Source organism: Pseudomonas sp. BAV 4579, from assembly GCF_009765395.1.
Taxonomy (GTDB): Bacteria; Pseudomonadota; Gammaproteobacteria; order Pseudomonadales; family Pseudomonadaceae; genus Chryseomonas; species Chryseomonas aestiva.
In genome coordinates this window covers 16,340-38,920 of the sequence record NZ_WHOV01000056.1, presented here as the reverse complement: position 1 = coordinate 38,920, position 22,581 = coordinate 16,340, and the positions used below count along the sequence as shown (strand labels likewise).

At 69.6% G+C, this 22,581-nt stretch carries 20 protein-coding genes and 1 pseudogene; 10 read left to right on the top strand and 11 right to left on the bottom strand.

The genetic code is table 11. The features are described from left to right. Position 1 precedes the first annotated feature (1 nt). From GSQ95_RS12865 to argE (GSQ95_RS12845), 5 genes are read left to right on the top strand one after another with little or no spacing between them, the layout of a single operon-like run. Positions 2 to 1,846, top strand: a complete 1,845-nt coding sequence (locus GSQ95_RS12865; protein WP_158893252.1) for an ABC transporter ATP-binding protein — start codon at positions 2 to 4, stop codon at positions 1,844 to 1,846. Continuing rightward, on the top strand, positions 1,843 to 2,148 hold the full coding sequence (locus GSQ95_RS12860) for a (2Fe-2S)-binding protein (protein ID WP_133861768.1): 306 nt from the start codon (positions 1,843 to 1,845) through the stop codon (positions 2,146 to 2,148). The genes GSQ95_RS12865 and GSQ95_RS12860 overlap by 4 nt, the downstream gene beginning before the upstream one ends. Then, positions 2,133 to 3,548, top strand: a complete 1,416-nt coding sequence (locus tag GSQ95_RS12855; protein WP_158893254.1) for an NAD(P)/FAD-dependent oxidoreductase — start codon at positions 2,133 to 2,135, stop codon at positions 3,546 to 3,548. Before GSQ95_RS12860 ends, GSQ95_RS12855 begins: the two co-directional genes overlap by 16 nt. Then, positions 3,545 to 4,705 carry an FAD-binding oxidoreductase gene (locus GSQ95_RS12850; RefSeq protein ID WP_158893256.1) on the top strand — a complete coding sequence of 387 codons (1,161 nt, stop codon included), beginning with the start codon at positions 3,545 to 3,547 and terminating at the stop codon, positions 4,703 to 4,705. Before GSQ95_RS12855 ends, GSQ95_RS12850 begins: the two co-directional genes overlap by 4 nt. After that, complete coding sequence (argE, locus tag GSQ95_RS12845) at positions 4,702 to 5,853, top strand: acetylornithine deacetylase (RefSeq protein WP_158893259.1); 1,152 nt, start codon at positions 4,702 to 4,704, stop codon at positions 5,851 to 5,853. Before GSQ95_RS12850 ends, argE (GSQ95_RS12845) begins: the two co-directional genes overlap by 4 nt. 18 nt (positions 5,854 to 5,871) lie before the next feature. Here argE (GSQ95_RS12845) and GSQ95_RS12840 read toward each other — a convergent pair whose 3' ends face one another. Beyond that, a complete protein-coding gene (locus tag GSQ95_RS12840) occupies positions 5,872 to 6,798 on the bottom strand; it encodes a glyoxylate/hydroxypyruvate reductase A (protein ID WP_158893261.1) in 927 nt (308 codons plus the stop codon). Between the two features lie 231 nt (positions 6,799 to 7,029). On the opposite strand from GSQ95_RS12840, the gene GSQ95_RS12835 reads away from it, so the two are divergent. After that, positions 7,030 to 7,743: a cupin domain-containing protein gene (locus GSQ95_RS12835; protein ID WP_158973819.1), complete on the top strand. Its 714-nt coding sequence runs from the start codon at positions 7,030 to 7,032 to the stop codon at positions 7,741 to 7,743. Between the two features lie 52 nt (positions 7,744 to 7,795). Here GSQ95_RS12835 and GSQ95_RS12830 read toward each other — a convergent pair whose 3' ends face one another. The 5 genes and pseudogenes from GSQ95_RS12830 to GSQ95_RS12810 form a co-directional block, all read right to left on the bottom strand. Beyond that, positions 7,796 to 8,287: an Lrp/AsnC family transcriptional regulator gene (locus tag GSQ95_RS12830; protein ID WP_158896697.1), complete on the bottom strand. Its 492-nt coding sequence runs from the start codon at positions 8,285 to 8,287 to the stop codon at positions 7,796 to 7,798. 29 nt (positions 8,288 to 8,316) lie between these two features. Further along, on the bottom strand, positions 8,317 to 9,006 hold the full coding sequence (locus GSQ95_RS12825; protein ID WP_133861762.1) for a haloacid dehalogenase: 690 nt from the start codon (positions 9,004 to 9,006) through the stop codon (positions 8,317 to 8,319). A 55-nt stretch (positions 9,007 to 9,061) separates the two neighbouring features. Next, positions 9,062 to 10,351 carry a 4-aminobutyrate--2-oxoglutarate transaminase gene (gene gabT, locus GSQ95_RS12820; protein WP_158896698.1) on the bottom strand — a complete coding sequence of 430 codons (1,290 nt, stop codon included), beginning with the start codon at positions 10,349 to 10,351 and terminating at the stop codon, positions 9,062 to 9,064. Between the two features lie 143 nt (positions 10,352 to 10,494). Further along, positions 10,495 to 11,958 (bottom strand): NAD-dependent succinate-semialdehyde dehydrogenase, encoded by a 1,464-nt coding sequence (locus GSQ95_RS12815; RefSeq protein ID WP_158896699.1) that lies wholly within the window; start codon positions 11,956 to 11,958, stop codon positions 10,495 to 10,497. 144 nt (positions 11,959 to 12,102) lie between these two features. Next, positions 12,103 to 13,011 (bottom strand): annotated as a pseudogene (locus GSQ95_RS12810) (LysR family transcriptional regulator). Between the two features lie 95 nt (positions 13,012 to 13,106). Between GSQ95_RS12810 and GSQ95_RS12805 the strand changes: the two are divergent. The 4 genes from GSQ95_RS12805 to GSQ95_RS12790 are packed head-to-tail and all read left to right on the top strand — an operon-like array spanning position 13,107 to position 16,981. Beyond that, positions 13,107 to 14,243, top strand: coding sequence for a DSD1 family PLP-dependent enzyme (locus GSQ95_RS12805; RefSeq protein ID WP_158973817.1), 1,137 nt, complete (start codon positions 13,107 to 13,109; stop codon positions 14,241 to 14,243). Further along, positions 14,233 to 14,622 carry a RidA family protein gene (locus GSQ95_RS12800; protein ID WP_158897138.1) on the top strand — a complete coding sequence of 130 codons (390 nt, stop codon included), beginning with the start codon at positions 14,233 to 14,235 and terminating at the stop codon, positions 14,620 to 14,622. The genes GSQ95_RS12805 and GSQ95_RS12800 overlap by 11 nt, the downstream gene beginning before the upstream one ends. A 26-nt stretch (positions 14,623 to 14,648) precedes the next feature. Continuing rightward, a complete protein-coding gene (locus tag GSQ95_RS12795) occupies positions 14,649 to 15,497 on the top strand; it encodes a GNAT family N-acetyltransferase (RefSeq protein WP_158897139.1) in 849 nt (282 codons plus the stop codon). 29 nt (positions 15,498 to 15,526) lie between these two features. Further along, on the top strand, positions 15,527 to 16,981 hold the full coding sequence (locus tag GSQ95_RS12790) for an aldehyde dehydrogenase family protein (RefSeq protein ID WP_158897140.1): 1,455 nt from the start codon (positions 15,527 to 15,529) through the stop codon (positions 16,979 to 16,981). Here GSQ95_RS12790 and GSQ95_RS12785 read toward each other — a convergent pair. From GSQ95_RS12785 to GSQ95_RS12765, 5 genes are all read right to left on the bottom strand, one after another. Next, positions 16,975 to 17,874 carry a LysR family transcriptional regulator gene (locus tag GSQ95_RS12785; protein ID WP_158897142.1) on the bottom strand — a complete coding sequence of 300 codons (900 nt, stop codon included), beginning with the start codon at positions 17,872 to 17,874 and terminating at the stop codon, positions 16,975 to 16,977. The genes GSQ95_RS12790 and GSQ95_RS12785 overlap by 7 nt on opposite strands. Before the next feature lie 76 nt (positions 17,875 to 17,950). Then, positions 17,951 to 19,978 carry a pyridoxamine 5'-phosphate oxidase family protein gene (locus GSQ95_RS12780; protein ID WP_158897141.1) on the bottom strand — a complete coding sequence of 676 codons (2,028 nt, stop codon included), beginning with the start codon at positions 19,976 to 19,978 and terminating at the stop codon, positions 17,951 to 17,953. Positions 19,979 to 20,009: 31 nt separating this feature from the next. Then, complete coding sequence (locus tag GSQ95_RS12775; RefSeq protein ID WP_158973815.1) at positions 20,010 to 20,621, bottom strand: glutathione S-transferase family protein; 612 nt, start codon at positions 20,619 to 20,621, stop codon at positions 20,010 to 20,012. Positions 20,622 to 20,746: 125 nt separating this feature from the next. Continuing rightward, entirely contained in the window at positions 20,747 to 21,898 is a 1,152-nt protein-coding gene (gene argE, locus GSQ95_RS12770) for an acetylornithine deacetylase (protein ID WP_158895563.1), read from the bottom strand. Beyond that, positions 21,895 to 22,572, bottom strand: coding sequence for a DUF1028 domain-containing protein (locus tag GSQ95_RS12765; protein ID WP_158895565.1), 678 nt, complete (start codon positions 22,570 to 22,572; stop codon positions 21,895 to 21,897). Before GSQ95_RS12765 ends, argE (GSQ95_RS12770) begins: the two co-directional genes overlap by 4 nt. Positions 22,573 to 22,581: the final 9 nt, after the last annotated feature.

Below are 22,581 nucleotides of genomic sequence, written 5' to 3'. Positions count from 1 at the left end.
GATGGAATTGCTGGTAGAGGTCAAGGACCTGCGGGTGGTCGCCCAGGGCGACGACGGCAGCGAAACCACCATCGTCAAGGACGTCGGCTTCAGCCTGGCCAAGGGCGAGGTGCTGGCGCTGATCGGCGAGTCGGGCTCGGGCAAGACCACCATCGCCCTGTCGTTGCTCGGCTATGCCCGGGCGGGCTGTCGGTTGGACGGTGGCTCGATCCGCGTCGGCGACACCCAGGTGCTGGAGCTGGACGCCGGGGGCCTGCGCCGGCTGCGTGGCCGCACCGTGGCCTATATCGCCCAGAGTGCGGCGGCGGCCTTCAATCCGTCGCGGCGGCTGATGGAGCAGATCATCGAAAGCGCGCTGATCCATGGCGTGCTGACGCGCCGGGAAGCCGAGGCGCGGGCGCTGCAGCTGTTCAAGGAGCTGGCGCTGCCGGATCCCGAGCGCATCGGCCAGCGCTATCCGCACCAGGTCTCGGGTGGGCAGTTGCAGCGGCTGATGGCGGCCATGGCGCTGATCACCGATCCGACCCTGGTGATCCTCGACGAACCCACCACGGCACTGGACGTCACTACCCAGATCGAGGTGCTGCGCGTCTTCAAACAGGTGGTGCGCGAGCGCGGCGTGACCGCCATCTACGTCTCCCACGACCTGGCCGTGGTGGCCCAGATGGCCGACCGCATCCTGGTGCTCAACGGCGGCGAGGTCTATGAGAATCGCCGCACCGAGCGCCTGCTGGCCAATGCCCGCCATCCCTATACCCGTAGCCTGCTGGCCGCGGCCCGCCCGGAGCCCCTGGCGGAACGTGGCCTGCCCACCGTGGAGACCGCCGCCCCGGTGCTGGAGGTCAAGGACCTGGTGGCCGGCTATGGCCCCATCGGCGCCGATGGCCTGCCGCGCTATCGGGTGCTGGAGGGCATCGACCTGCGCATCGGCGCCGGCCAGGCCCTGGGCGTGATCGGCGAATCCGGGTCGGGCAAGTCGACCCTGGCGCGGGTGATCGCCGGCCTGCTGCCGCCGGCCCAGGGCAGCGTACGCCTGGGTGGCGAATTACTGCCGCCGGGTCTGGACGGTCGCACCCGCGAGCAGTTCCGCCGGGTGCAGCTGGTCTACCAGAATGCCGACACGGCGCTCAATCCGGCCCACAGCGTGGAGCGCATCCTCATGCGCCCGCTGGAGACCTATCACGCCTTCGACAAGGCCACCCGCCAGCGCAAGGTCCGCGAGTTGCTCGACCGCGTGCAACTCCCGGCCAGCCTCGCCAGCCGGCGTCCGGGCGAACTGTCCGGTGGCCAGAAGCAGCGGGTCAACCTGGCCCGGGCGCTGGCCGCCGAACCCGAGCTGATCCTCTGCGACGAAGTCACCTCGGCGCTGGATACCGTGGTCGGCGCCGCCATCCTCGATCTGCTCGCCGAATTGCGCCGCGAGCTGGGGCTGGCCTATCTGTTCATCAGCCACGACATCTCCACGGTGCGCAGTCTCTGCGACGAGGTGCTGGTGCTCTATGCCGGCCAGCCGGTGGAGCTGGGCACCCCGACCACGCTGCAGCATCCGCCGCTGCATCCCTACACCGAATTGCTCACCGCCTCGGTACCGGCGCTGCGTCAGGGCTGGCTGGAAGAGCAACCCATCCGCACCGCGGTTCCCCTGGTCTCGTCGCCGCCCGCCAGCGGTCGGCTCTGCAGCTTCCTGCAGCGCTGCCCGGTACGGCTCGAAGGCCGCTGCGACCGGGTGCCGCCCCGGCCCCAGACCCTCGCCGGGGGCAACCGCATCCTCTGTCATCATGACGGCGAGACCCTGCAGCGCCTGCAGGGTGGCGCCCTGCTGCACACCCAAGGAGTTCGCGCATGACTACCCGCTTCCAGCGCCTCGGCGAAACTGGCCGACCGCAGGTCAGCCTCAGTGTCGATGGCCTGCCGGTCACGGCCCTGGCCGGCGACACCCTGATGGTCGCCTTGCTCACCAACGGCCCGGCGCTGCGCCGCTCCGAATTCGGCGACGAACGTCGCGCCGGCTTCTGCCTGATGGGCGCCTGCCAGGATTGCTGGGTCTGGACGGCCGAGGGCGAACGCCTGCGCGCCTGCGGCACCGAGGTACGCGAAGGGCTGCAGATCCTGACCACGCAACCGGAGGCCGTATGGAATCTGGCCTAGTTCAACAAGGCGCGAACCCGCCGCGGGTGGTCATCGTCGGGGCGGGTCCGGCCGGCGTGCGCTGTGCGGAAACCCTGCTTTCCGCGGGTATCGCCCCGGTAGTGATCGACGAGAATCGCCGCGATGGCGGCCAGATCTATCGGCGCCAGCCCGAGGGCTTCCAGCGGCCCTACGCCACCCTCTATGGCAGCGAGGCAGGCAAGGCCGAGGCCTTGCACCGCACCTTCGACGGCTTGCGCGGGCGCCTCGACTACCGCCCGGATACCCTGGCCTGGCACCTGCACGAGCGTACCCTCTATACGGCGCAGGGCAATCGCCAGCGCACCCTGGATTTCGACGCCCTGGTGCTCTGTACCGGGGCCGGTGACCGCCTGCTGCCGATGCCGGGCTGGAACCTGTCCGGCACCTATACCCTGGGTGGCGCCCAGATCGCCCTCAAGGCCCAGGCGGTGTCCATCGGCCGCCGGGTGATCTTCATGGGCAGCGGGCCCTTGCTCTATCTCGTCGCCGCCCAGTACCAGCAGGCCGGCGCCACGGTGGCGGCGGTACTCGACACTGCGCCGCTGCGCCTGCGTGCCCTGGCGACGCCCAAGCTGCTGGCCCGCCCGGGCGTGGCCTGGAAGGGCGTGCAGCTCATGGCCGCGCTCAAGCGCGCGGGTGTGCCGCTGCATTTCGGCGTCACGCCGCTGGAAATCCTCGGCGACCCCGAGCAGGGGGTTGCCGGCGTGGCCTTCGCCGATGCCCGTGGCCTGCGCCAGGAGGTGGCGGGCGACGCCGTGGGCCTGGGTTATCACCTGCGCCCCGAGACCCAGCTGGGCGATCTCGCCCGCTGCGCCTTCGAATTCGAGCGCGCCACTGGCCAATGGGTGCTGCAACTGGACGGCGACGGCCGCACCTCGACGCCTGGCGTCTATGCCGCCGGGGATGGAGCGCGGGTACGGGGCGCCGACGGCGCCGAGCTGGCCGGGCAACTGGCCGCCTGCGCGGTCCTGACCGATCTCGGCCGCACGGCGCCCAGCGGCCTCGCCGAGCGCTGCCGCGAGGCGCTGGCGGTGCAGGAGCGCTTTCGCCTGGGCCTGGCCGAGGCCTTTCCCTGGCCCGCGAAACAGATGGCCAGCCTGCCGGATACCGCGGTGGTCTGCCGCTGCGAGGGCATCACCGCCGGAGAATTGCGCGCCGTGGTGCGTGAAAAGGGCGCCCGTGAAGCCAACCGCGCCAAGGCCTTCAGCCGGGTCGGCATGGGGCGGTGCCAGGGTCGCTATTGCGCCCAGGCCGGGGCCGAGATCATCGCCGCCGAATCCGGGGTGCCGGTGGAAACCGTCGGCCGCCTGCGTGGCCAGGCACCGATCCGGCCATTGCCGCTGGGCATCGTCACCAGCGAAGAGGAGGTTTCATCATGAGTCCGCAGGCCGCCAACCGGGCCGATGTCATCATCGTCGGCGCCGGCATCATGGGTAGTGCCAGCGCGTTTTTCCTGCGCCGCCGGGGCTTGTCGGTGCTCCTGCTGGAACGTGACCAGGTCGGGCGCTTCGCCAGTGGCACCAATTTCGGCAATGTCCGACGTCAGGGCCGCTACCTGAGTCAGGTCGCGCTGGCCACGCGGTCGCGGGGGATCTGGGGTCGCCTGCCGGAGCTTATCGGTGACGATCTGGAATTCATTCCCGGCGGCCACCTGCGGGTGGTCTACGATCCGGCGCGCATCGCCATGCTGCACGAGTATGCCCGGGCGCCGGAGACCGCCGCCCTGGAACTCCAGGTACTTGAAGGCGCGGCGCTGCACGAGAAGTTTCCCTACCTGGGCCCCGAGGTGGTGGCCGGCTCCTATGCGCCCCACGATGGCCATGCCAATCCGCGCCTGGCCGCCCCGGCATTCGCCCGCGCCGCGGTGCGCGAGGGCGTCAACTTGCAGGAAGGGGTGGAGATCACCCAGGTCACCAAGCCGGATGGCGATTTCCTGGTGCAGGCCGCCGATGGCCGCCGCTATCGCGCGCCGCGGCTGCTGATCACCGCCGGGGCCTGGGGCAGTCGGTTGTCGAGCCAGTTCGGCGAGCCGGTGCCCATCGAGACCCACGGACCGCAGATGGGTGTCACCGAGCCCTTGCCCTATGCCTTCAAGGAAGCGGTGGGCGTGTCTTCGCCGCTGGTGAGCGAGACCATCTATTTCCGCCAGATCCCACGGGGCAACGTCATCTTTGGTGGCTGCTTCCGCACCCGCCCGGACCTGGATACCCGCCTGGCCCGGGCCGAGCCCCATGGCCTGCTCAACCAACTGGCCCAGCTGCGCCGCTTGGCGCCGGCGCTGGCCAGGGTCAACGTGATCCGCACCTGGAGCGGGGTGGAAGGCTATATCGCCGACGACCTGCCGATCATGGGCCCGAGTAGCCAGGTGGAGGGTCTCTACTACGCCTTCGGCTTCTGTGGCGCCGGCTTCCAGCTCGGCCCGGGCGTGGGCGACACCATGGCCGAGCTGATCGCCACCGGTCGTACCGAGACGCCCCTGGCGGCCTTCGACATCGGCCGCTTCGCGCAACCGCGCAGCGAGAGCCTCGCCGGATGAACAGCCAGGACCTGCTGCGCACCCTGATCGGCTTTCCCACCGTCTCCGCCGACTCCAACCTGGCGCTGATCCAGCATGTGCAGGGCCTGCTGGAAGGTGCCGGTATCGCCTGCCGCCTGGTGCTCGACGAGAGCGGGCGCAAGGCCAATCTCTTCGCCAGCGTCGGCCCAGGCGACGTACCCGGCGTGCTGCTCTCCGGGCATACGGACGTGGTGCCCGTGGCCGGCCAGGCCTGGACGCTGCCGCCATTCGAGGGGACCCTCAAGGACGGCCGGATCCATGGCCGCGGCGCCTGCGACATGAAGGGCTTCGTCGCCTGTGCGGTAGTGGCGCTGCTGGACGCCGCTCGCGGTGAACCCCTGAAACGACCCTTGCAGCTGGCGCTCTCCCACGACGAGGAGATCGGCTGTGTCGGAGTACGGCGACTGCTGGATGTGCTGGAGCTGGCGCCGGTGCGGCCTTTCCTCTGCATCGTCGGCGAACCCACGAACATGCAGGTCGCCCTCGGTCACAAGGGCAAGGCCGCGCTGCGCGCCCACTGCCATGGCCAGGAAGGTCATTCCTCCCTGGCGCCGCGGCACGTCAACGCCATCCACCTGGCCAGCGACCTGGTCGGCGCCCTGCGTGCCAGCCAGCGGCGCCTGGCGGAAGAGGGCGCCCACGACGCGGCCTACGACATTCCCTACACCACCCTGCATGTCGGGCGGATCGAGGGCGGCAAGGCGCTGAACATCGTGCCCAATCTCTGCACTCTGGACTTCGAGATCCGTCACCTGCCGGCGGACGATCCCGCCAGTCTGGTCGCCGCGCTGCAGGAAACGGCGGACAGCCTGGTCCGGGAGGCACGGCAAACCTCGGCCAAGGCCGCCATCGAGATCGAGACGGTCAACGCCTATCCGGGCCTGGACACCCATCCCAGCATCGAAGCCGTACGCTTCCTGCAGACCCTGGTCGAGCCGGGCACCGCCCAGCTCAAGGTGGCCTTCGGCACCGAGGGCGGACTTTTCGCCAGTCGCCTGGACACCCCGGTGGTGGTCTGCGGCCCCGGCAGCATCGAGCAGGCGCACAAGCCGGATGAGTATGTCGAATTGAGCCAGCTCGCTGCCTGTGACGCCTTGCTGGGACGGTTGCGGGTGGCCCTGGGCTGAGGCCACCCCGAGCCTCGGCTAGCACCCTCGCTGCCGATCCACCAATCCCCGCAGCGGCTCACCACGCTGGTGGCGGCGGATATTGTCCAGCAGCACGGTGAAGGCCGTTTCCGGCACCGTCATGGCGCCCACGTGGGGCGTCAGCCAGATCCGCGGATGCTGCCAGAAGGGATGGTCGGCTGCGGGCGGTTCCGGCTCCACCACGTCCAGCACCGCCTGGCTCAGCTGACCGCTGTCCAGGGCTGCCAGCAGCTCGGCTTCCACCAGCTGGGCGCCACGCCCCAGATTGATCAGGCTGGCGCCGCGAGGCAGGGCGGCGAAGAGTTCGGCATCAAGAATTCCACGCGTTTCCCGGGTCAGGGGCAGCAGGCAGATGAGGATCTCGCAATCGGCCAGGAACGCCGGCAGCTGCGCGGCGCCGGCATGGCAGCGCACCCCCGGCAGCTCATGGGCCGAGCGCGACCAGCCCGAGAGCCGGAAGCCAAAGGTGGCGAGCCGCTCCAGCACCGCCTGGCCGATCTGACCGAGGCCCAGCACGCCGACGCGTCTGTTGTTCGCCGTCACCAGGGCATGTTCCTGCCAGCGTCCCGCGCCCTGCTGGTCGAGATAGAGCGGCAACTGGCGATGCAGGGCCAGGACCATGAGGGTGGCGTACTCGACCATGCCGGCGACGATACCGGGATCCAGCATGCGCACCACCGGCAGGTCGGCAGGCAGCAGGCTCAGGTCGAACTGATCGACCCCGGCCGAGGTGGCGAACAGCACCTCCAGGTTGGGAAAGCGGCTGGCAAGGTTCTCCGGCGGTTGCCAGCAGGCCAGGTAGCGCACCTCAGCGGCATTGCCCACCTCCGGCCATTGGCGGAATTCGATATCGGGCGCGCGTTCCTGGAACAGGCGTCGCCAGGCCTGGCCACGTTCGGGATCGGCCTTGTAGAGCAGCGTCATGGGAAGGTCTCCGGCAAAGCCCAAGGATGGCGCAACGGGGCGGTAGTTTGTCCTGAAATCCCGGGCAGCGCCGTCATGATCGGTGGTGCGGTGGAAACTGCGCCGCATCCGGGAAAAACGGTAGCTTCTGTGCTGGTCCGGGGCGCAAACGCCATAACCCAGGCGCCTTGGCGGTCGATACTGGCCAGGTCCGCGGCACGCCCGCCGCACCTCTTAGCCTGAGGATTCGCCATGCCCTTGCTGCACTACTGCCAGCCGCCCAATGACCGCCAGCTGCCGCGCGCGCCGCAACCCCTGCACGCTGATCCCCTGGCCGCCGGCCGCGAATTGCACCTGCACGATGGCCGCCTGGGCTATGTGATGGGCAGCGCCGTCGCCCATTCCGCCGACTGCCAGCTGGACGACTACCCCTGGGTGGAAGTCAGCCTCATCGAGGCCGGCGAGTTGCAGCTGGAATGGGAGGGGAATGCCCTTTACCTCAAGGCCGGCGATGCCTTCATCCTGCCGCGTGGCCTGAGCTGCCGCTGGCGTCACAGCGGTGAACTGCGGCGCCTGTTCATGGCCTTTCCCGGTCGGGCCAGCGAAGGCCCCATGCCCCAGGCACCCGTGCTGCTGGATCCCGCGGCGTTGCGCGAACCCTCGCCACCGCCGGCGGCCAGCGTACTGCTCAGTCCCGAGCCCACGGCCACCGGCTGCGACCTGTTCGAAAGCGGTGGCGGGGCCCTGCGGATCGGGATGTGGGAGTGCACGGCCTATAGGCGCAAGGCGGTGAGCAATCCCCACTGCGAGCTGATGCTGCTCTATGCTGGCGCCGTGACCCTGGCGGTCGAGGGCGAAGCACCCTGCACGGTCAACGCGGGCGAGGCGGTGCTGGTACCGGCGGAAACCCCCATGGCCTGGGACAGCCGGGAGCGGGTGCGCAAGCTCTATTGCATCCTGCGCTGAGAAGAGGACGCTCCGGCAGCGGGATGCTGGCGGAGCGTCGCGGCGAGGGAGGTCAGCCCGCCCTGATCAGGCTGCGCAGCGGCAGGGCGTTCTTGACCACCGGCGACTTGATGACGATGTAGCTGAAGTACTTCTCGATACCGACGTTGCGGTCGAGGATGGATTCCATCAGCTCCTGGTAATGGCCGATGCTGCTGCACATGAACCGCAGCAGGTAGTCGTAGCCGCCGCTGATGAGGTGACATTCGAGAATCTCGTCGACCCCGCGGATGAAGGACTCGAACTTCACGAAGTCGGCGCGCTTGTGGTCGGAGAGGGTGACCTCGGTAAAGACCGTCACCGAGTTGGCGATCTTGGCGAGGTTGACGTGGGCTTCGTAGCCGCTGATGTAGCCGGCGGCCTCCAGGCGCTTGACGCGCTGCAGGCAGGGGCTGGGCGAGAGGCCCACGGCTTCGGCGAGACTGACATTGGTCATCCGGCCATCCTTCTGCAGTTGCACCAGGATGTTGATGTCGATGCGGTCCAGTTTTGTTGCGGCGTCCATCGTCGTTCCTCGCAGTCGTGAACGTCAGGCTAGGCACGCAGGGCGGTCTGATGCGCATGCACCAGATCGGCGAGACTCGCGTACTCGCACCGCGTGCCATCCAGGGCCTGCCGTGAAAGGTTCCAGGGCCGCGAGCGATCACGGCGCAAGGTACACAGCGGAAAATCCACCAGGGGGTTCCAGGGGTCGTCCGGTTCGCTGCCTCTTACCGGCAGCAGATCCCCGCGCGCCAGGCCAAGCTCCTCCAGGGTGTTGTCCAGCGCTAGGCGCAGATCGCCGCCGCGGTTGGGGATCACGGCGGCGAACACCTCCGGCAGCCGCGCCGTGACCGCTGCCGCGTCGCCGTCATCGGGCGAGGCCAGCAACACCAATCGATAGAACTTGCTCAGGTACTGCAGCGCGCCCGGCGCATCCTCGAACACCGGCCAGCACGTCGTGGCGTTTCCAAAGGCCACGCTGGCATCCAGATCGTCTTCCTGCTGCAACTCTTGCGCCAGACGCTGGTGGATACGCAGGTGCAGACTGGTCTGGCTGGCGTTGGGCGCGGCCTGGCGCAGCTCGCGGGCGAGGCGGTGATAGCTGCCGAGCAGCCAGTCGGGATGGGTGCTGAGGCCCGCCTGCGCCACAAGGGGGCGCAGGGCTTCAAGGATGCCCCCTTCGCGGTCGACGAGGGTGCCGTAGCAGGAAAAGCCTATGGCCTGGTAACGCGTGATTCTCATGGGCGGTTTCCCCTTGGCGCCGCTCTGCCGATGTCAGGCGGCGTTACGTTCGACCTCAGGCACCGGCCTGGGCGAGGGCTTGGCCGAACATGTGCAAGGCTTCGGCCAGTTGTGCCTCGGTGGTCACCAGGGGTGCCAGGAAGCGGATGACGTTGCGTTCGACACCGCACTTGATCACCAGCAGGCCCGCCTGGCGGGCGCCGTCGATGACCTGCTGGGCGAGGGCGGCGTCCGGGCTGTGGCCATCGGCGCCGACCATTTCCACCGCCAGCATGAAGCCGCGGCCGCGCACCTCACCGATGCGTGGATGCCGCCGCTGCAGTTCGAGCAGACCGCTGCGCAACTGCTCGCCGAGGGCGACGCCGCGGGCGACCAGGTCCTCTTCCGCGAATACGTCCAGCACCGCCAGGGCCGCGGCGCAAGCCAGGGCGTTGCCGCCGTAGGTACCGCCGAGGCCGCCGGGCAGGGGCGCATCCATGATGGCGGCGCGACCGACCACCCCGGAGAGCGGCAGGCCACCGGCCAGGCTCTTGGCCACCGTCACCAGGTCGGGCTGGACGCCGGTCTGCTGGAAGGCGAAGAGGCTGCCGGTCCGGCCGAAGCCGGTCTGGATCTCGTCGGCGATGAGCACGATGCCGTGCTGGTCGCAGAGGGCGCGCAGCGCCTGGAGGAATTCCACCGGTGCCGGGCGGAAGCCGCCGTCGCCCTGCACCGGTTCGATCAGAATGGCGGCCACCTGGTCGGGCGCGACCTGGATGGCGAAGACCTCGCGCAAGCCGGCCAGGGCCTGCTGGCTATCCACTCCGCGGAAGGCATCGGGGTAGGGCGCGTGGTAGATGTCACCGGGGAAGGGGCCGAAGTTCTGCTTGTAGGGCTGGGCGAAGCCGGTGAGGGTCACGCCGAGCAGGGTGCGACCGTGGAAGCCGCCGCGAAAGGCGATCACCCCGGGCCTCTTGGTGTGGGCGCGGGCGATCTTGATGGCATTTTCCACGGCTTCGGCGCCAGAGGTCAGCAGCAGCGTCTTGTAGGCTTCGCCGTTGCCGATGAGGGTGTTGAGACGATTGGCCAGCTCCAGGTAGGGCTCGTAGGCCATCACCTGGAAGCTGGCGTGGGAGATCTCCCCGACCTGACGGCGCACGGCCTCCACCACCCGTGGGTGGTTGTGACCGACGTTGAGCACGCCGATGCCGCCGACGAAGTCGAGGTAGCGGCGACCGTCCACGTCCCAGACTTCACTGCCCTGGGCGCGGGCCACCACGACGGGATGGGCGGTGATGATGCCGCGGGGCACGCCTTGTTCGCGAAGACCCAGCAGGCGGTCGGTGGCTTTGGCAGCGGAATTCATGCAGCGATACTCCAGGCAGGGGCGAGAGTTCCAGCCTACGCAGGCCGCAGGGTCGGTAACGCTGAAGTTGCCGGCCCCGGCATCGTGATCGGCTGTTTTGCTTGGGGGCGGCGGCATTTTCGGTTGCCTGCCGCCAATGGCTTTCAGTTGAGGCCGCCGAGGTGCCAGGCCTTCACCTCCAGGTACTCGTCCAGCCCCAGGTGCGAGCCCTCGCGGCCCAGGCCGGATTGCTTCACGCCGCCAAAGGGCGCGACCTCCATCGACAGGGTGCCGGTGTTGAGGGCCACCATGCCGAATTCCAGCTGTTCGCCGACGCGCCAGGCACGGCGCAGGTCCTGGGTGTAGTAGTAGGCGCCCAGACCGTAGGGCGTGGCATTGGCCAGCGCCAGGGCCTCGGCTTCGTCGCGGAAGCGGAACAGCGGTGCCACCGGGCCGAAGGTCTCCTCGCGGGCCAGCAGCATGTCCGCCGTGGCGCCGGTGAGCACCGTGGGCGCGACGAACTGGTCGCGGCCGCTGGGCGGTCCGCCGAACAGTGCCTTGGCGCCCTGGGTCAGGGCGTCGTCGACATGGCGCGCCACCTTGTCCACCGCCTGGCGATTGATCAGCGGACCCAAGGTCACGCCGGCCTCCAGGCCGTTGCCCACCCTGAATTTGGCCACCTCGGCGGCCAGCCGCTCGGCGAAGCGGTCGTGGATGCCGTCCTGCACCAGGATGCGGTTGGCGCAGACGCAGGTCTGGCCGGCGTTACGGAATTTGCTCTGCAGCACCCCGGCGATGGCCAGGTCCAGGTCGGCGTCGTCGAAGACAATGAAGGGCGCATTGCCGCCCAGTTCCATGCTGGTGCGCTTCACCGTGGCCGCGCACTGGGCCAGCAGCAGCTGACCGATGCGCGTGGAGCCGGTAAAGGACAGCTTGCGCACCGCGGGATTGCCGGTCAGTTCGCCGCCGATGCCGGCGGGCATCCCGGTGAGCACGTTGAATACTCCGGGCGGAAAGCCGGCGCGCTCGGCCAGTTCGGCCAGCGCCAGGGCCGACAGCGGGGTGAGGTCCGAGGGCTTGATCACCACCGGGCAACCGGCGGCCAGCGCCGGCGCGGCCTTGCGGGTGATCATGGCGTTGGGGAAATTCCAGGGGGTGATGGCGGCGGCGACCCCCACCGGTTGCCGCAGCACCAGCACCCGGCGATCCCGGGCGGGGGCGGGCAGGATGTCGCCAAAGCTGCGCCGGGCTTCCTCGGCGAACCATTTGACGAAGCTGGCGCCATAGGCGATCTCGCCGCGCGCCTCGGCCAGGGGCTTGCCCTGTTCCAGGGTCATCAGCAGGGCCAGGTCGTCCTGGTGCTCCAGCATCAGCGCGTGCCAGCGCTCCAGCAGGGCCGCGCGCTCGGCTGCGGGACGCTCGCGCCAGGCCGGCCAGGCCGCTTCCGCGGCGGCGATGGCGCGGGCGGTTTCCGTCGCCTCCAGCGCCGCCACCTGGGCGATGACGGCGCCGGTGGCAGGATTTTCCACGGCGAAGGTGGCGCCGTTGTCGGCGGCTATCCAGTGACCGTCGACATAGGCGGATTCCTTGAACAGGCGTGGGTCTCGCAGATCGGGGTGCAGTGGCATGGTGGCGCTCCCAGTGGCAGGTCAGCCCCTGAGTCTAGGGAGCGGCCACGGTGGCGAATGCCGAAATGCAGGGTGCCTGAGCGCTGCCCGCGGTGTTCCTTAGCGCCTCGCCGCAGTTTCTGCGGCGGCCCTCGGGCGTTGCCTTTATTGCGCGTCGGTGTCCGCCTCCAGCCCCTTCACCGCCCCGTCGAGGAAGCGCGCCAGCGCCTGGAGCCGGGCGCTGCGCTGCTTGCGCGCGGGGACCAGCAGGGTGATGGGCGCACGATCGAAACGCCAGTCCGGCAGCAAGCGGACCAGCGCGCCGCGGGCGATGGCGTCGGCCACGTCCCATTCGGAGCGCAGCACGATGCCCTGACCCTGTTCCGCCCAGCGTCGGGCCACGCTGCCATCGTTGGTCGGCAGCGCGGGCTCGATGCGCAGCGTGCGGCGCTCCTCTGCGTGGCGGAGTTGCCAGAGCGTCACGTCCTCGTCGTTCTCGCGGATGCAGATGCAGCGGTGCCGCAGCAGGTCCTGCGGCTCCCCGGGCACGCCGTGCTCGGCCAGGTAGGCCGGACTGGCGCACAGCCAGCGCTCGTTGTGCGCCAGGGGCTTGGCGATCCAGGAGCTGTCCTCGATGACGCCGATATGGATGACCGCGTCGCTGTCGTGTCGATCGGGCCAGGGCGTCTCGCGCAGGTCCAGTTGCAGCCGCACGCCTGGATGCAGGCTGGCGAAGCGGGCCAGCAGCGGGGCGATACGCTAGCGACCGTAGCCGAAGGGCGCCGCCAGGCGCAGGGTACCCACCAATGGCTGGTCGTGGCGGGCGAACGCCTCGGGCAGGGCGTCCAGGCGTTCGAGCAGCTCGGCGCATTCCTGGGCCAGGCGTTCGCCATCGGGGGTGAGGCTGAGCCGCCGAGCATCGCGATTGGCCAGGGCCACGCTTAGGCGCGCCTCCAGCCTGCGCAGCCGAGTGGAGAGGGCGGGCGGCGAGACGTTCAGGGCGCGCGCCGCCGCGCTCAAGGAATCGGAACGTGCCAGCAGCACCATCAGGCGCAGGTCTTCGATGGCGATCATTAATCTGAGCTGAAGGAATGAGTCAATTTAATTGAAGCACAGGTTCAGGCTGGCTGGGTACAGTCGAGCCATCGCCCACTGGTCGAGTCCCTGCCATGACCCCGTCCCTGCTCACCCTCGATACCCCCGCCGCGCTCATCGACGAGACGCGGATGACCCGCAATATCCAGCTCATGCAAGCACGCATGGACGCCCTCGGCGTACGCCTGCGGCCCCACGTGAAGACCAGCAAGAGCGAGGCGGTCATGCGCCGGCAACTGGACGCGGGCGCCGGGGGCGTGACCGTTTCCACGCTGCAGGAGGCCGAGGCCTGCTTCGCCCTGGGCATCACCGACGTGCTCTATGCCGTGGCCATCGCCCCGGCGCGGCTGGAGCAGGTGCGGGCGCTGCGGCGGCGGGGCTGCCGGCTCGGCATTCTCACCGACAGCCTGGCGGGGGCGCGCGCCATCGTCGAAGCCGGGCAGCGCCATGCCGAAGCCTTCGACGTCTGGCTGGAGATCGACTGCGACGGTCATCGCGCCGGCCTGCAGCCGGACGATCCCAAACTGCTGCAGGTCGCCGAGGTGCTGCGGGCCGGCGGCATGACTCTCGTGGGCGTGCTCACCCACGCCGGCTCCAGCTACGAGTTGCACGAGCCCGCGGCCTTGCAGGCGCTGGCCGAGCAGGAGCGCGCCCTTTGCGTGGCGGCCGCCGAGCGGCTGCGGGCCCAGGGCTTCGTCTGTCCGCAGGTGAGTATCGGCTCGACACCCACGGCGCTGTCGGCCCTGGACCTGACCGGCGTCACCGAGGTGCGCGCCGGGGTCTATGTCTTCCAGGATCTGGTGATGCTCAATGTCGGCATCTGCCGCGCCGACGACCTGGCGCTGAGTGTCCTCACCACAGTGATCGGCCATCAGCCGGAAAAGGGCTGGGTGCTGGTGGACGCCGGCTGGATGGCGCTGAGTCGCGACCGCGGCACCCAGCGGCAGCAACGCGATTTCGGCTACGGCCAGGTCTGTGACCTGGACGGGACCTGGCTCGAAGGCGCGCTCCTGTCCGGCGCCAATCAGGAGCACGGCATGATCAGCTTCGCGGGAGGGGCGCCCGCCGATCTGGAGCAGCGCTTCCCGGTGGGCAGTCGCCTGCGGGTCCTGCCCAACCATGCCTGCGCCACCGGTGGCCAGTTCGATCACTATCACGCCGTGGACGCCACCGGCGCCCTCACTGCCTGGAGTCGCCTGCATGGCCGTTGATCCCGAATTCATCCAGACCGCCGCGGCCGCGCCACCGGGTGGGCATTACAGCCAGGCGGTGGCCTACCAGGGGTTGCTGCATGTCTCCGGGCAGCTGCCGGTGCGGCCCGATGGCAGCCACAGCGTGGCGGCGAGCTTCGCCGATCAGGCGCGCATCGCCCTGGACAACCTCTGCGCCATCCTGACCGCCGCCGGGCGTGGGCCGCAGGATCTGCTCAAGGTGACCGTCTACGTGGTGGGTATCGAGCATTGGCCCACCTTCGACCGCCTCTATGCCGGCTATCTGGGCGACCATCGCCCGGCGCGGGCGGTGGTGCCCGTGCCGCACCTGCACCATGGTTATCTCGTCGAGATCGAGGCGTTGGCCCGCGCCTGCTGATCCCGGACATCCCACCAGGAGCGCTCATGAACGCCTCGACCTACAGCTATCGCCCCGCCACCGCCCAGGACCTGCCGGCCGCCCACGCGCTGTCGCAACGGCTGCGCTGGCCGCATCGGGAAGCCGATTGGGCCCTGGTCCAGCGCACCGCCGACGGGTTCGTCGCCGAACACGAGGGGCAACTGGTGGGCATCGCCTTCGCCTGCCACCAGGGCAACTTTTCGTCCATCGGCCTGGTGATCGTCAGCGATGAGCAGCAGGGCAAGGGGATCGGTCGGCGCTTGAGGCAGCTGTGCCTGGACGCCACGGCGCCGCGCACGCCCATTCTCAATGCCACCGAGGTGGGCGCCCCGCTGTACGCCAGCCTGGGTTTCGCGACCTTCGACCATATCCAGCAGCACCAGGGCTGCCTGGCCAGTGCGCCCGCCGCGCCGGTGCTTGCCGAGTCGCACTGCCGCCGCCTGGCGCCGGCCGACTATCCGCAGGCGATCGCCCTGGCCAACGCCGCCAGCGGTCTGCAGCGTGATCGGCTGCTGGATGAGCTGCTGCCCGAGGCGCTGCAGGTAATGGGGCTGGAACGGGCGGGTGAATTGCGGGGGCTGGCCCTGCTCAGACGCTTTGGCCGGGGCCTGGTGATAGGCCCCGTGGTAGCGCCGGATGCCGAGGCGGCCAAGGCCCTGATCGCACCGCTGCTGGAGGCGACCCAGGGTGAATTCGTGCGCATCGACATCCTCGCCGATTGCGGCCTGGCCGACTGGCTGGTAGCCGCCGGCCTGGCCTGCGTGGATCGCGCCCCGCGCATGGCCAGAGGCACGCCGCCACGACCGTCGGGGAGTGTCCGATCCTTCGCCCTGGTGACCCAGGCGCTGGGTTGAGTCGCGTTCAATCTTCAGGAGACACCGCCATGCTGGACGCCACGCTGCACGACCTGCTCGATCCCCGGACCACCAGCCACTTCTATCTCGACGGTCGCTGGGTACCCGCCGCCCGCCCGGAACGGGTCAGGGTGATCAACCCGGCGAATGAACGTCCCCTGGCCGACGTGGCCCTGGGCAGCGCCGCCGAGGTTGATCGGGCCGTACAGGCCGCCCGCGCGGCCTTCAGCGACTGGTCCGGTCGCACCCCGGCCGCCCGGGCCCGGTTGCTGGAGCGAATCCATGGCCTGCTGACGCAGCGCAGCGAAAGCTTCGCCCAGGTCATCTCCCGGGAGATGGGCGCGCCCCTGGCCGCGGCGCGCGCCCTGCAGGTGCCCCTGGCCCTGGAACATCTGCGCGTCGCGCGCGAGGTCGCCCTCGACTACGCCTTCGAGCGCAGTGAAGGTGCGCTACGCATCCGCCGCGAGGCCATCGGCGTCTGCGCCCTCATCACCCCCTGGAACTGGCCGCTGTACCAGATCACCGCCAAAGTCGCGCCGGCGCTGGTCGCCGGCTGCACGGTAGTGCTCAAGCCCAGCGAACTGGCGCCATTGAGCGCCCTGCTGTTCGCCCAGGCGGTCCATGACGCGGGGATACCGGCCGGGGTGTTCAACCTGATCAACGGTGACGGCCCCACCGTTGGCGCCGCGCTGGCCGAGCATCCCGAGGTCGACATGATTTCCATCACCGGCTCCAATCGCGCCGGGGTGCAGGTAGCCCGGGCCGCCGCCGCCACCGTGAAGCGAGTGACCCAGGAGCTGGGTGGCAAGTCGCCGAACCTGCTGCTACCCGACGCCGACCTCGAGACGGCCGTGGCCAAGGGCGTGCTGGCCGCCTTCCGCAACAGCGGCCAGTCCTGCAGCGCGCCGACGCGGATGCTGGTGCCTCAGGCCCAGTTGGCGGAGGTGGAGCGCCTGGCGGCGGCCACCGTGGCCAGCCTCGTGGTCGGTGATCCCCTGGCGCCCGCGACGACCCATGGTCCCCTGGCCAATGGCGCCCAGTTCGCCCGGGTGCAGGAACTGATCGAGAGCGGCCTGGCCGAGGGCGCCAGGCTGGTCTGCGGCGGACCGGGGCGCCCGGACGGCTGCAGCACCGGCTTCTATGCCCGCCCCACGGTCTTCTCGGCGGTCACCACCGGCATGCGCATCGCCCAGGAGGAGATCTTCGGGCCGGTGCTCTGCCTGCTCCCCTACGGTTCCGTCGAGGAAGCCATAGCCCTCGCCAACGACAGCCGCTATGGCCTCAGCGCCCACATCCAGGGCCGGGATCCCGACCAGGTCGCCGCGGTGGCGGCCCGTCTTCGTGCCGGGCAGGTCCATCTCAACTATCCGGCCTGGAACCCCTTGGCACCCTTCGGCGGCTACAAGGGCTCCGGCAACGGGCGCGAATATGGCGTCCACGGCCTGGAGGAATACCTAGAGACCAAGGCGATCCTCGGTCACTGACGCGGGTTGAACAGCGGATTGCTCCGCAATCCCGCTACCGCCAGGTCGATGAATGCCCGGACCTTGGCCGGCGCCTGGCGCCCCTCGGGATAGATCAGATTGACCGGCAGCGGCGCCTCTTCGTGGTCTTCCAGTACCAGTTGCAGCACGCCGTCCGCCAGGGCCTGGGCGATCTGATAGTGGGGCACGCGGGTGAGGCCCAGACCCTTCTCGGCCGCGCTGATCGCGGCGGCATTAGTGTTGCTGTGCAGCAGGGGCTCGACCACTACCCGTTGCCCGCCGGCGAAACGCCATTCCAGCGACGACCAGGCGCTGTGGGACACCAGGACGCGGTGATCGCGCAGCGCGGCGGGCGTCACCGGGATGCCACGGGTTGCCAGGTAGCTGGGCGCGGCGCAGACCACCCGCCGCATGCAGCCGACCTGAATGGCGGTGAGGCCGGAGTCGGCCAGCTGGCCGATGCGCAGGGCGATGTCCATGCCTTCGTCGACGATGTTCACCGGCCTGTCGACGAAGAAGGTCCGGGCGCGCACGTCCGGATAACGCCCGAGGTAGTCCAGCACCAGCGGCAATACGTGCAGTTGGCCGAGGAGCAGCGGCGCGGTGATCGCCAGGGTGCCGACCGGCTTGGCGTAGTGCCCGGCCGCGGCCAGTTCCGCCTCGGCGATCTCGCCGAGGATGCGCCGGCAATCCTGCAGATAGCGAACGCCGGCCTCGGTGGGTTTCACCGATCGGGTGGTGCGCACCAGCAAGCGGGCGCCAACCAGCGCTTCCAGGCCGGCCACCAGGCGGGTCACCGCCGGGGCGCTCAGGTGCAGATCCCGGGCCGCGCGGGCGAAACTCTCGGTCTCGGCCACCTTCACGAACACGCGCATCGCCTGCCAACGATCCATCTGCGGGGTCTTCCTCAGGGCGCCGGAGCGGCCCGGCAAGACGTCCATGGTAGTCGACCCGGCCAGGCTGGCCAGCCTAGAGATCCAGTTCCAGTGGCGCGGACCCGGTGGCGGGCCGCGCGCAACAGAGCAGGACCTGGTCGGCGGCGACCGCCGCGGCGGGTTCCTGGGCATAGGTGACCGCGCCCTGGAGCAGTCCCGTGCGACAGCTGCCACAGTGCCCCTCGCGACAGCTGAAGGCGGGCTCCAGGGCCTGGGCCTCGGCCAGCTCCAGCAGGCTGCCGGAGGCGGGCGTCCACTGCGCCTCCCGAGCGGACGCCGCGAAGCGCACCCGGACGGCCTCGGTAGAGGCGGCAGGCCGTACGGCCTCAGCCGTCGCCGCACCGCTGCGCACCAGGCCGGCCGGCCCGAAGGCTTCGGCATGGATACGGCCATCCTCGATGCCAAAACCGCGCAAGCCGTCATAGAGGCCCTGGGTAAAGGCCGCGGGACCGCAGAGGTAGAAGTCATAGTCACCGAAGGGCAGCTGGCGGCCCAGCAGCGCCATGTCGATGCGTCCGGCGACGTCATGGTCCACCCCGGGAAGGGCAGCCGCGGGATCGCTCAGCACCCTGATCACCCGTAGCGTTTCCGGAGCCCTGGCCGTCAGCTCGGCGAGTTCCCGGTCGAAGGCCCGTTCCGCCAGGGTCCGGGCGCCATAGAACAGCGTGACTGGCCGCCGACCCTGATGGACCGCCTGGCGCAGCATGGCCAGCAACGGAGTGATACCGATCCCGGCGGCCAGGAACACCAGGGGGCGCTCCGCCGCGGCCGCCAGGGTGAAGTCGCCGGCGGGCGCCCGGGCCTCGATCAGGTCGCCTTCGCGCAGCCGGTCGTGCAGCAGTCGCGAGACCAGGCCGTCGCGCTTGACGCTGATGCGGTAATGGCCGTCGGCGGGGAGGGAAGTCAGGGTATAGGTTCGCACCAAGGAGGGTTGCCCCGCCTCGGCTGTCACCCGGATCGGCAGGAATTGACCGGCCTGGTAGGGGGGCAGGGCTGAACCGTCCACCGATTCGAGGTGGAAGGAGCGAATGGTGGCGCTCTCCTGGACGATCCGGATGATGCGCAGCGGACGCCAGTGCCGGTCCTGGGCCCTGGCCCGCAGGCGCAACTCGGCTTCCGCCCAACTGCCGGTCAGCCGACTGCTGTCCGACTCGCCGCCGGGCTGCGCCTGCCAGCGCAACGCCAGGGCACCACGGCGACGGACGATACGCTGAGGGCGAAAGGTCCAGAGGCGTTCGGCGCCTTCGAAGGCGGCGATTTCGGGCGAGTCGAACAGCACCTCGGCGGTACCGCTCAGCTGCAGCAGATCGCCGCGCTCCAGGTCCGCGAACAGCAGTCCGGCCCGGCCATTGGCGACGACATTGCCCAGGGTGTTGAAGAACAGATTGCCGTTGAAGTCGGGAATGGTCAGCAGGCCCTCGGCGTCTACCCGGACGAAGCCCGGCTTGCCGCCCCGGTGCGAGACATCGACCCGTCGCTGGCCGTGCTGGTCGGCGTAGGAGGCGACGAAAAAGGCATCGGCGCCGGCAATGAGCGCGCGAGCCGCCACATCCAGGCTGGCGAGCTGCTCCCCGGGCGTGACCGGGGCGGCGCCCGGTTCGTGGGCGAAGCTCAGGTCGCGCAGCTGGATATAGCGCGGGCAGTTGCCGAAGCTCTGGTCTACCGTCACGCGCAGTCCCTGGGCCGTGGGGCTGAGGCTGCCGTTCATGCGATTGCGGCGGCGGCTGTGCCACTCGATGCCCAGCAGGCCCACGGCCGCGCCCGCGCCCAGCCCGGGCGCCGCTGGATCCTCGCTGGCGGGGCGGGCGGCGATATCCAGGGTGGTGGACGTGGGCGAGGCGAGAAAGCCCGGCTGGCCTTCCAGGATCGTCGCCCAGGCGTCGCCGGCGGCATCCACGCTGCCCAGTATCACGAAGGGCAGCTGGGCGAAGAACTGCCGATGCTGGTCGGGCATGAACGGCCGGATCACCCGCGGCCCCAGGGCCTCCAGGCGTTCGCGGACGCCCAGCCGTTCCTGGATGAAGGTTTCCCCGGCGTGCCAGGTGGGTAGGGGCTCGTGCATGACCTTGGCCTCCAGTAGGGTGACGACGCGATCAGGCCCGGAGGCCGGCCGCGGTCTCGGGAAAGGGCACGAAGCCGGGCAGGGCCTCCACCCGCTGCAGGAAGGCGCGCACTGCCGTATAGGGCGCCAGCTGCACATTGCCTTCCAGCGCTCCGGCCAGGTAGCTGTAGAGGGCGATGTCGGCGATGGTCGGGTGATCGGCAGCCAGCCACTTGCCCGTGGTCAGGTGCGCCTCCAGGCGTTCGAGCAGGACATGGGCGCGGGCGATGACTTCTTCCGGATTCAGGCGGGCGCCGAACACCGTGATCAGCCGCGCCGCTGCCGGGCCATAGGCCAGTTCTCCGGCGGCCACCGACAGCCAGCGCTGGACGGCGGCGGCACCGGCCGGATCTTCCGGTAGCCAATCGGTGCGCCCGGCCTTTTTCGCCAGGTAGACGAGGATGGCGTTGGAGTCGGCGACGACCACGCCGTCGTCTTCCAGTACCGGCACCTGGCCTAAGGGATTGAGGGCGAGGAATGCCGGCGTGCGATTGGCGCCGCCCGGAATATCGATGTCGATCAGCTCGACCTCTAGACCCAGCAGCGAGGCGAAGAGCACGGCGCGATGGGCATGACCGGACAGCGGGGTGTGATAGAGCTTCATGATCCAACTCCTGGCAGGCAGCGGGCCGAGGGGGCCCGATAGGTGCTACCAGCTTGGGATCAGATCGCTTGCGTGGGAATCGGCCTTCTGGTCAGTTCAGCATTCCGCAAAATGGAATGATCGGGCTAGCGGCAGGCGAAGGCCAACACCCGCCCCAGCATGGCATCGCAGCCATCCAGCTGGGCCTGGGTGATGAATTCGTCCGGTTTGTGGCCCTGGGCCATGCTGCCGGGGCCGCAGACCACAGTGGGGATGCCCGCTGCCGCGAACAGCCCCCCTTCGGTACCGAAGGCCACCGTGCCGAATTCGCGGGAGCCACAGAACTGTGCGATCCAGTCGGCCGCCTCGCTTTCGATGGCGGTATCCAGGCCGGGATAGCTCGACAGCTCGGTGAAGCGGATGGCGCTCTGGCCGCTGATGGCGCGCATGGCCGGCAGCAGGGTCGCCTCGGCATGGGCCTGCAGCTGATGGATCACCTGGTAGGGGTCCTGGGCGGGCAGGGCGCGGATCTCGAAATCGAAGGTGCAGTCCTGGGGCACGATGTTCAGGGCCTGGCCGCCACCGATGAGGCCGGTCTGCACCGTGGAGAAGGGCGGATCGAAGCGGGGGTCCTGGCGTTCCGCTGTCTTGAGCGCCTCGCCGAGCCGGCCGAGTTCGACGATCAGGCGCGCGGCGTATTCGACGGCGTTGACGCCCTGGGGTGCATAGGCCGAATGACAGGCCGCGCCGTGCACCTGGCAACGCATGGCTACCTTGCCCTTGTGACCGAGCACGGGTTTCAGCTCCGTGGGCTCGCCAATCAGGCACAGCAGCGGCTTGACCGGACGCTGGGCCAACTGGTCGACCAGGCTGCGCACGCCCAGGCAGCCGACTTCCTCGTCGTAGGACAGCGCCAGGTGCAGCGGGCGGCGCAGGGCCGCACGGCTGGCCGCGGGCACCAGTGCCAGCAGGCAGGCCAGAAAGCCCTTCATGTCGGCGGTGCCGCGACCGTAGAGCCGATCGGCGCTTTCGCTGAGGGCGAAGGGGGGACGGGTCCAGGCCTGGCCGTCTACCGGCACCACGTCGGTATGCCCCGAGAGCACGATGCCCGGAACGTCCGCCGGCCCCAGGGTGGCGAACAGATTGGCCTTGGTGCCTGCGCCGTTGTGGATCAGCTCGTAGGGTACGCCTAAGCCCTCCAGGTAGCCGGCGACGAAGTCGATCAGCGCCAGGTTGGATTCGCGACTGGTGGTGTCGAAGGCCACCAGCTGCGCCAGCAGTTCGCGGCTGGTGCTCATCGGTCGTCTCCCGGGACGCCGTAGCCGGGAGCGAGATCTGGACGCACCGCGCGGTCGAGGTAGTCCTGCAACTGGGGTTCATAGGCGCGCCACAGCGCCGCCAGCTCGCCGATGGGGTCCGTCTCGGCCCAGTCGACCCGCAGATTGACGATGGGCCAGCTGGCGTCGCCCACCACCAGCAGCGCCGCCGAGTGCACCGGGCCGGCCTCGCCGCCGGCAGCCATCGCCGCCTGCATGGCCAGCACCAAGCGCTGGGCAAGAGCGCCCTGGCTCCTTTCGAAGCTCTCCACCAGCGCCTCTACCACCGCGGGGCTCGCCAGCATGTTGCCGGCGCCCACGCAGTCCCGGCCGCTGCGCGCCTGGTGCACGCCCAGGGTATGGGCACCGCTGTGGTGGGCACTGCGCCCCTGGGCGTCGATGACGGTCACCTGGCGATACTCGGCGTAGCCGTCGCCAGCCAGGCTCTCGGCCAGGGCCGCCGCGGGTGTCAGACCCTGCGCCAGGCGCTCCAGGGTGCGCGGTCCCAGGGCGGGCAGGGTGATGTTCTGCGAGCTGACCGCACCGACCCCGGGTTGCAGCCAGGGACAGCGGGCGCCTACGGCGATGCTCGACGAGCTGATGGCGATGCCGAACTGGCCGGTCTCGGCGCAGCGGGCGATGAGGGAAAAGGTCATGGGGCGGCC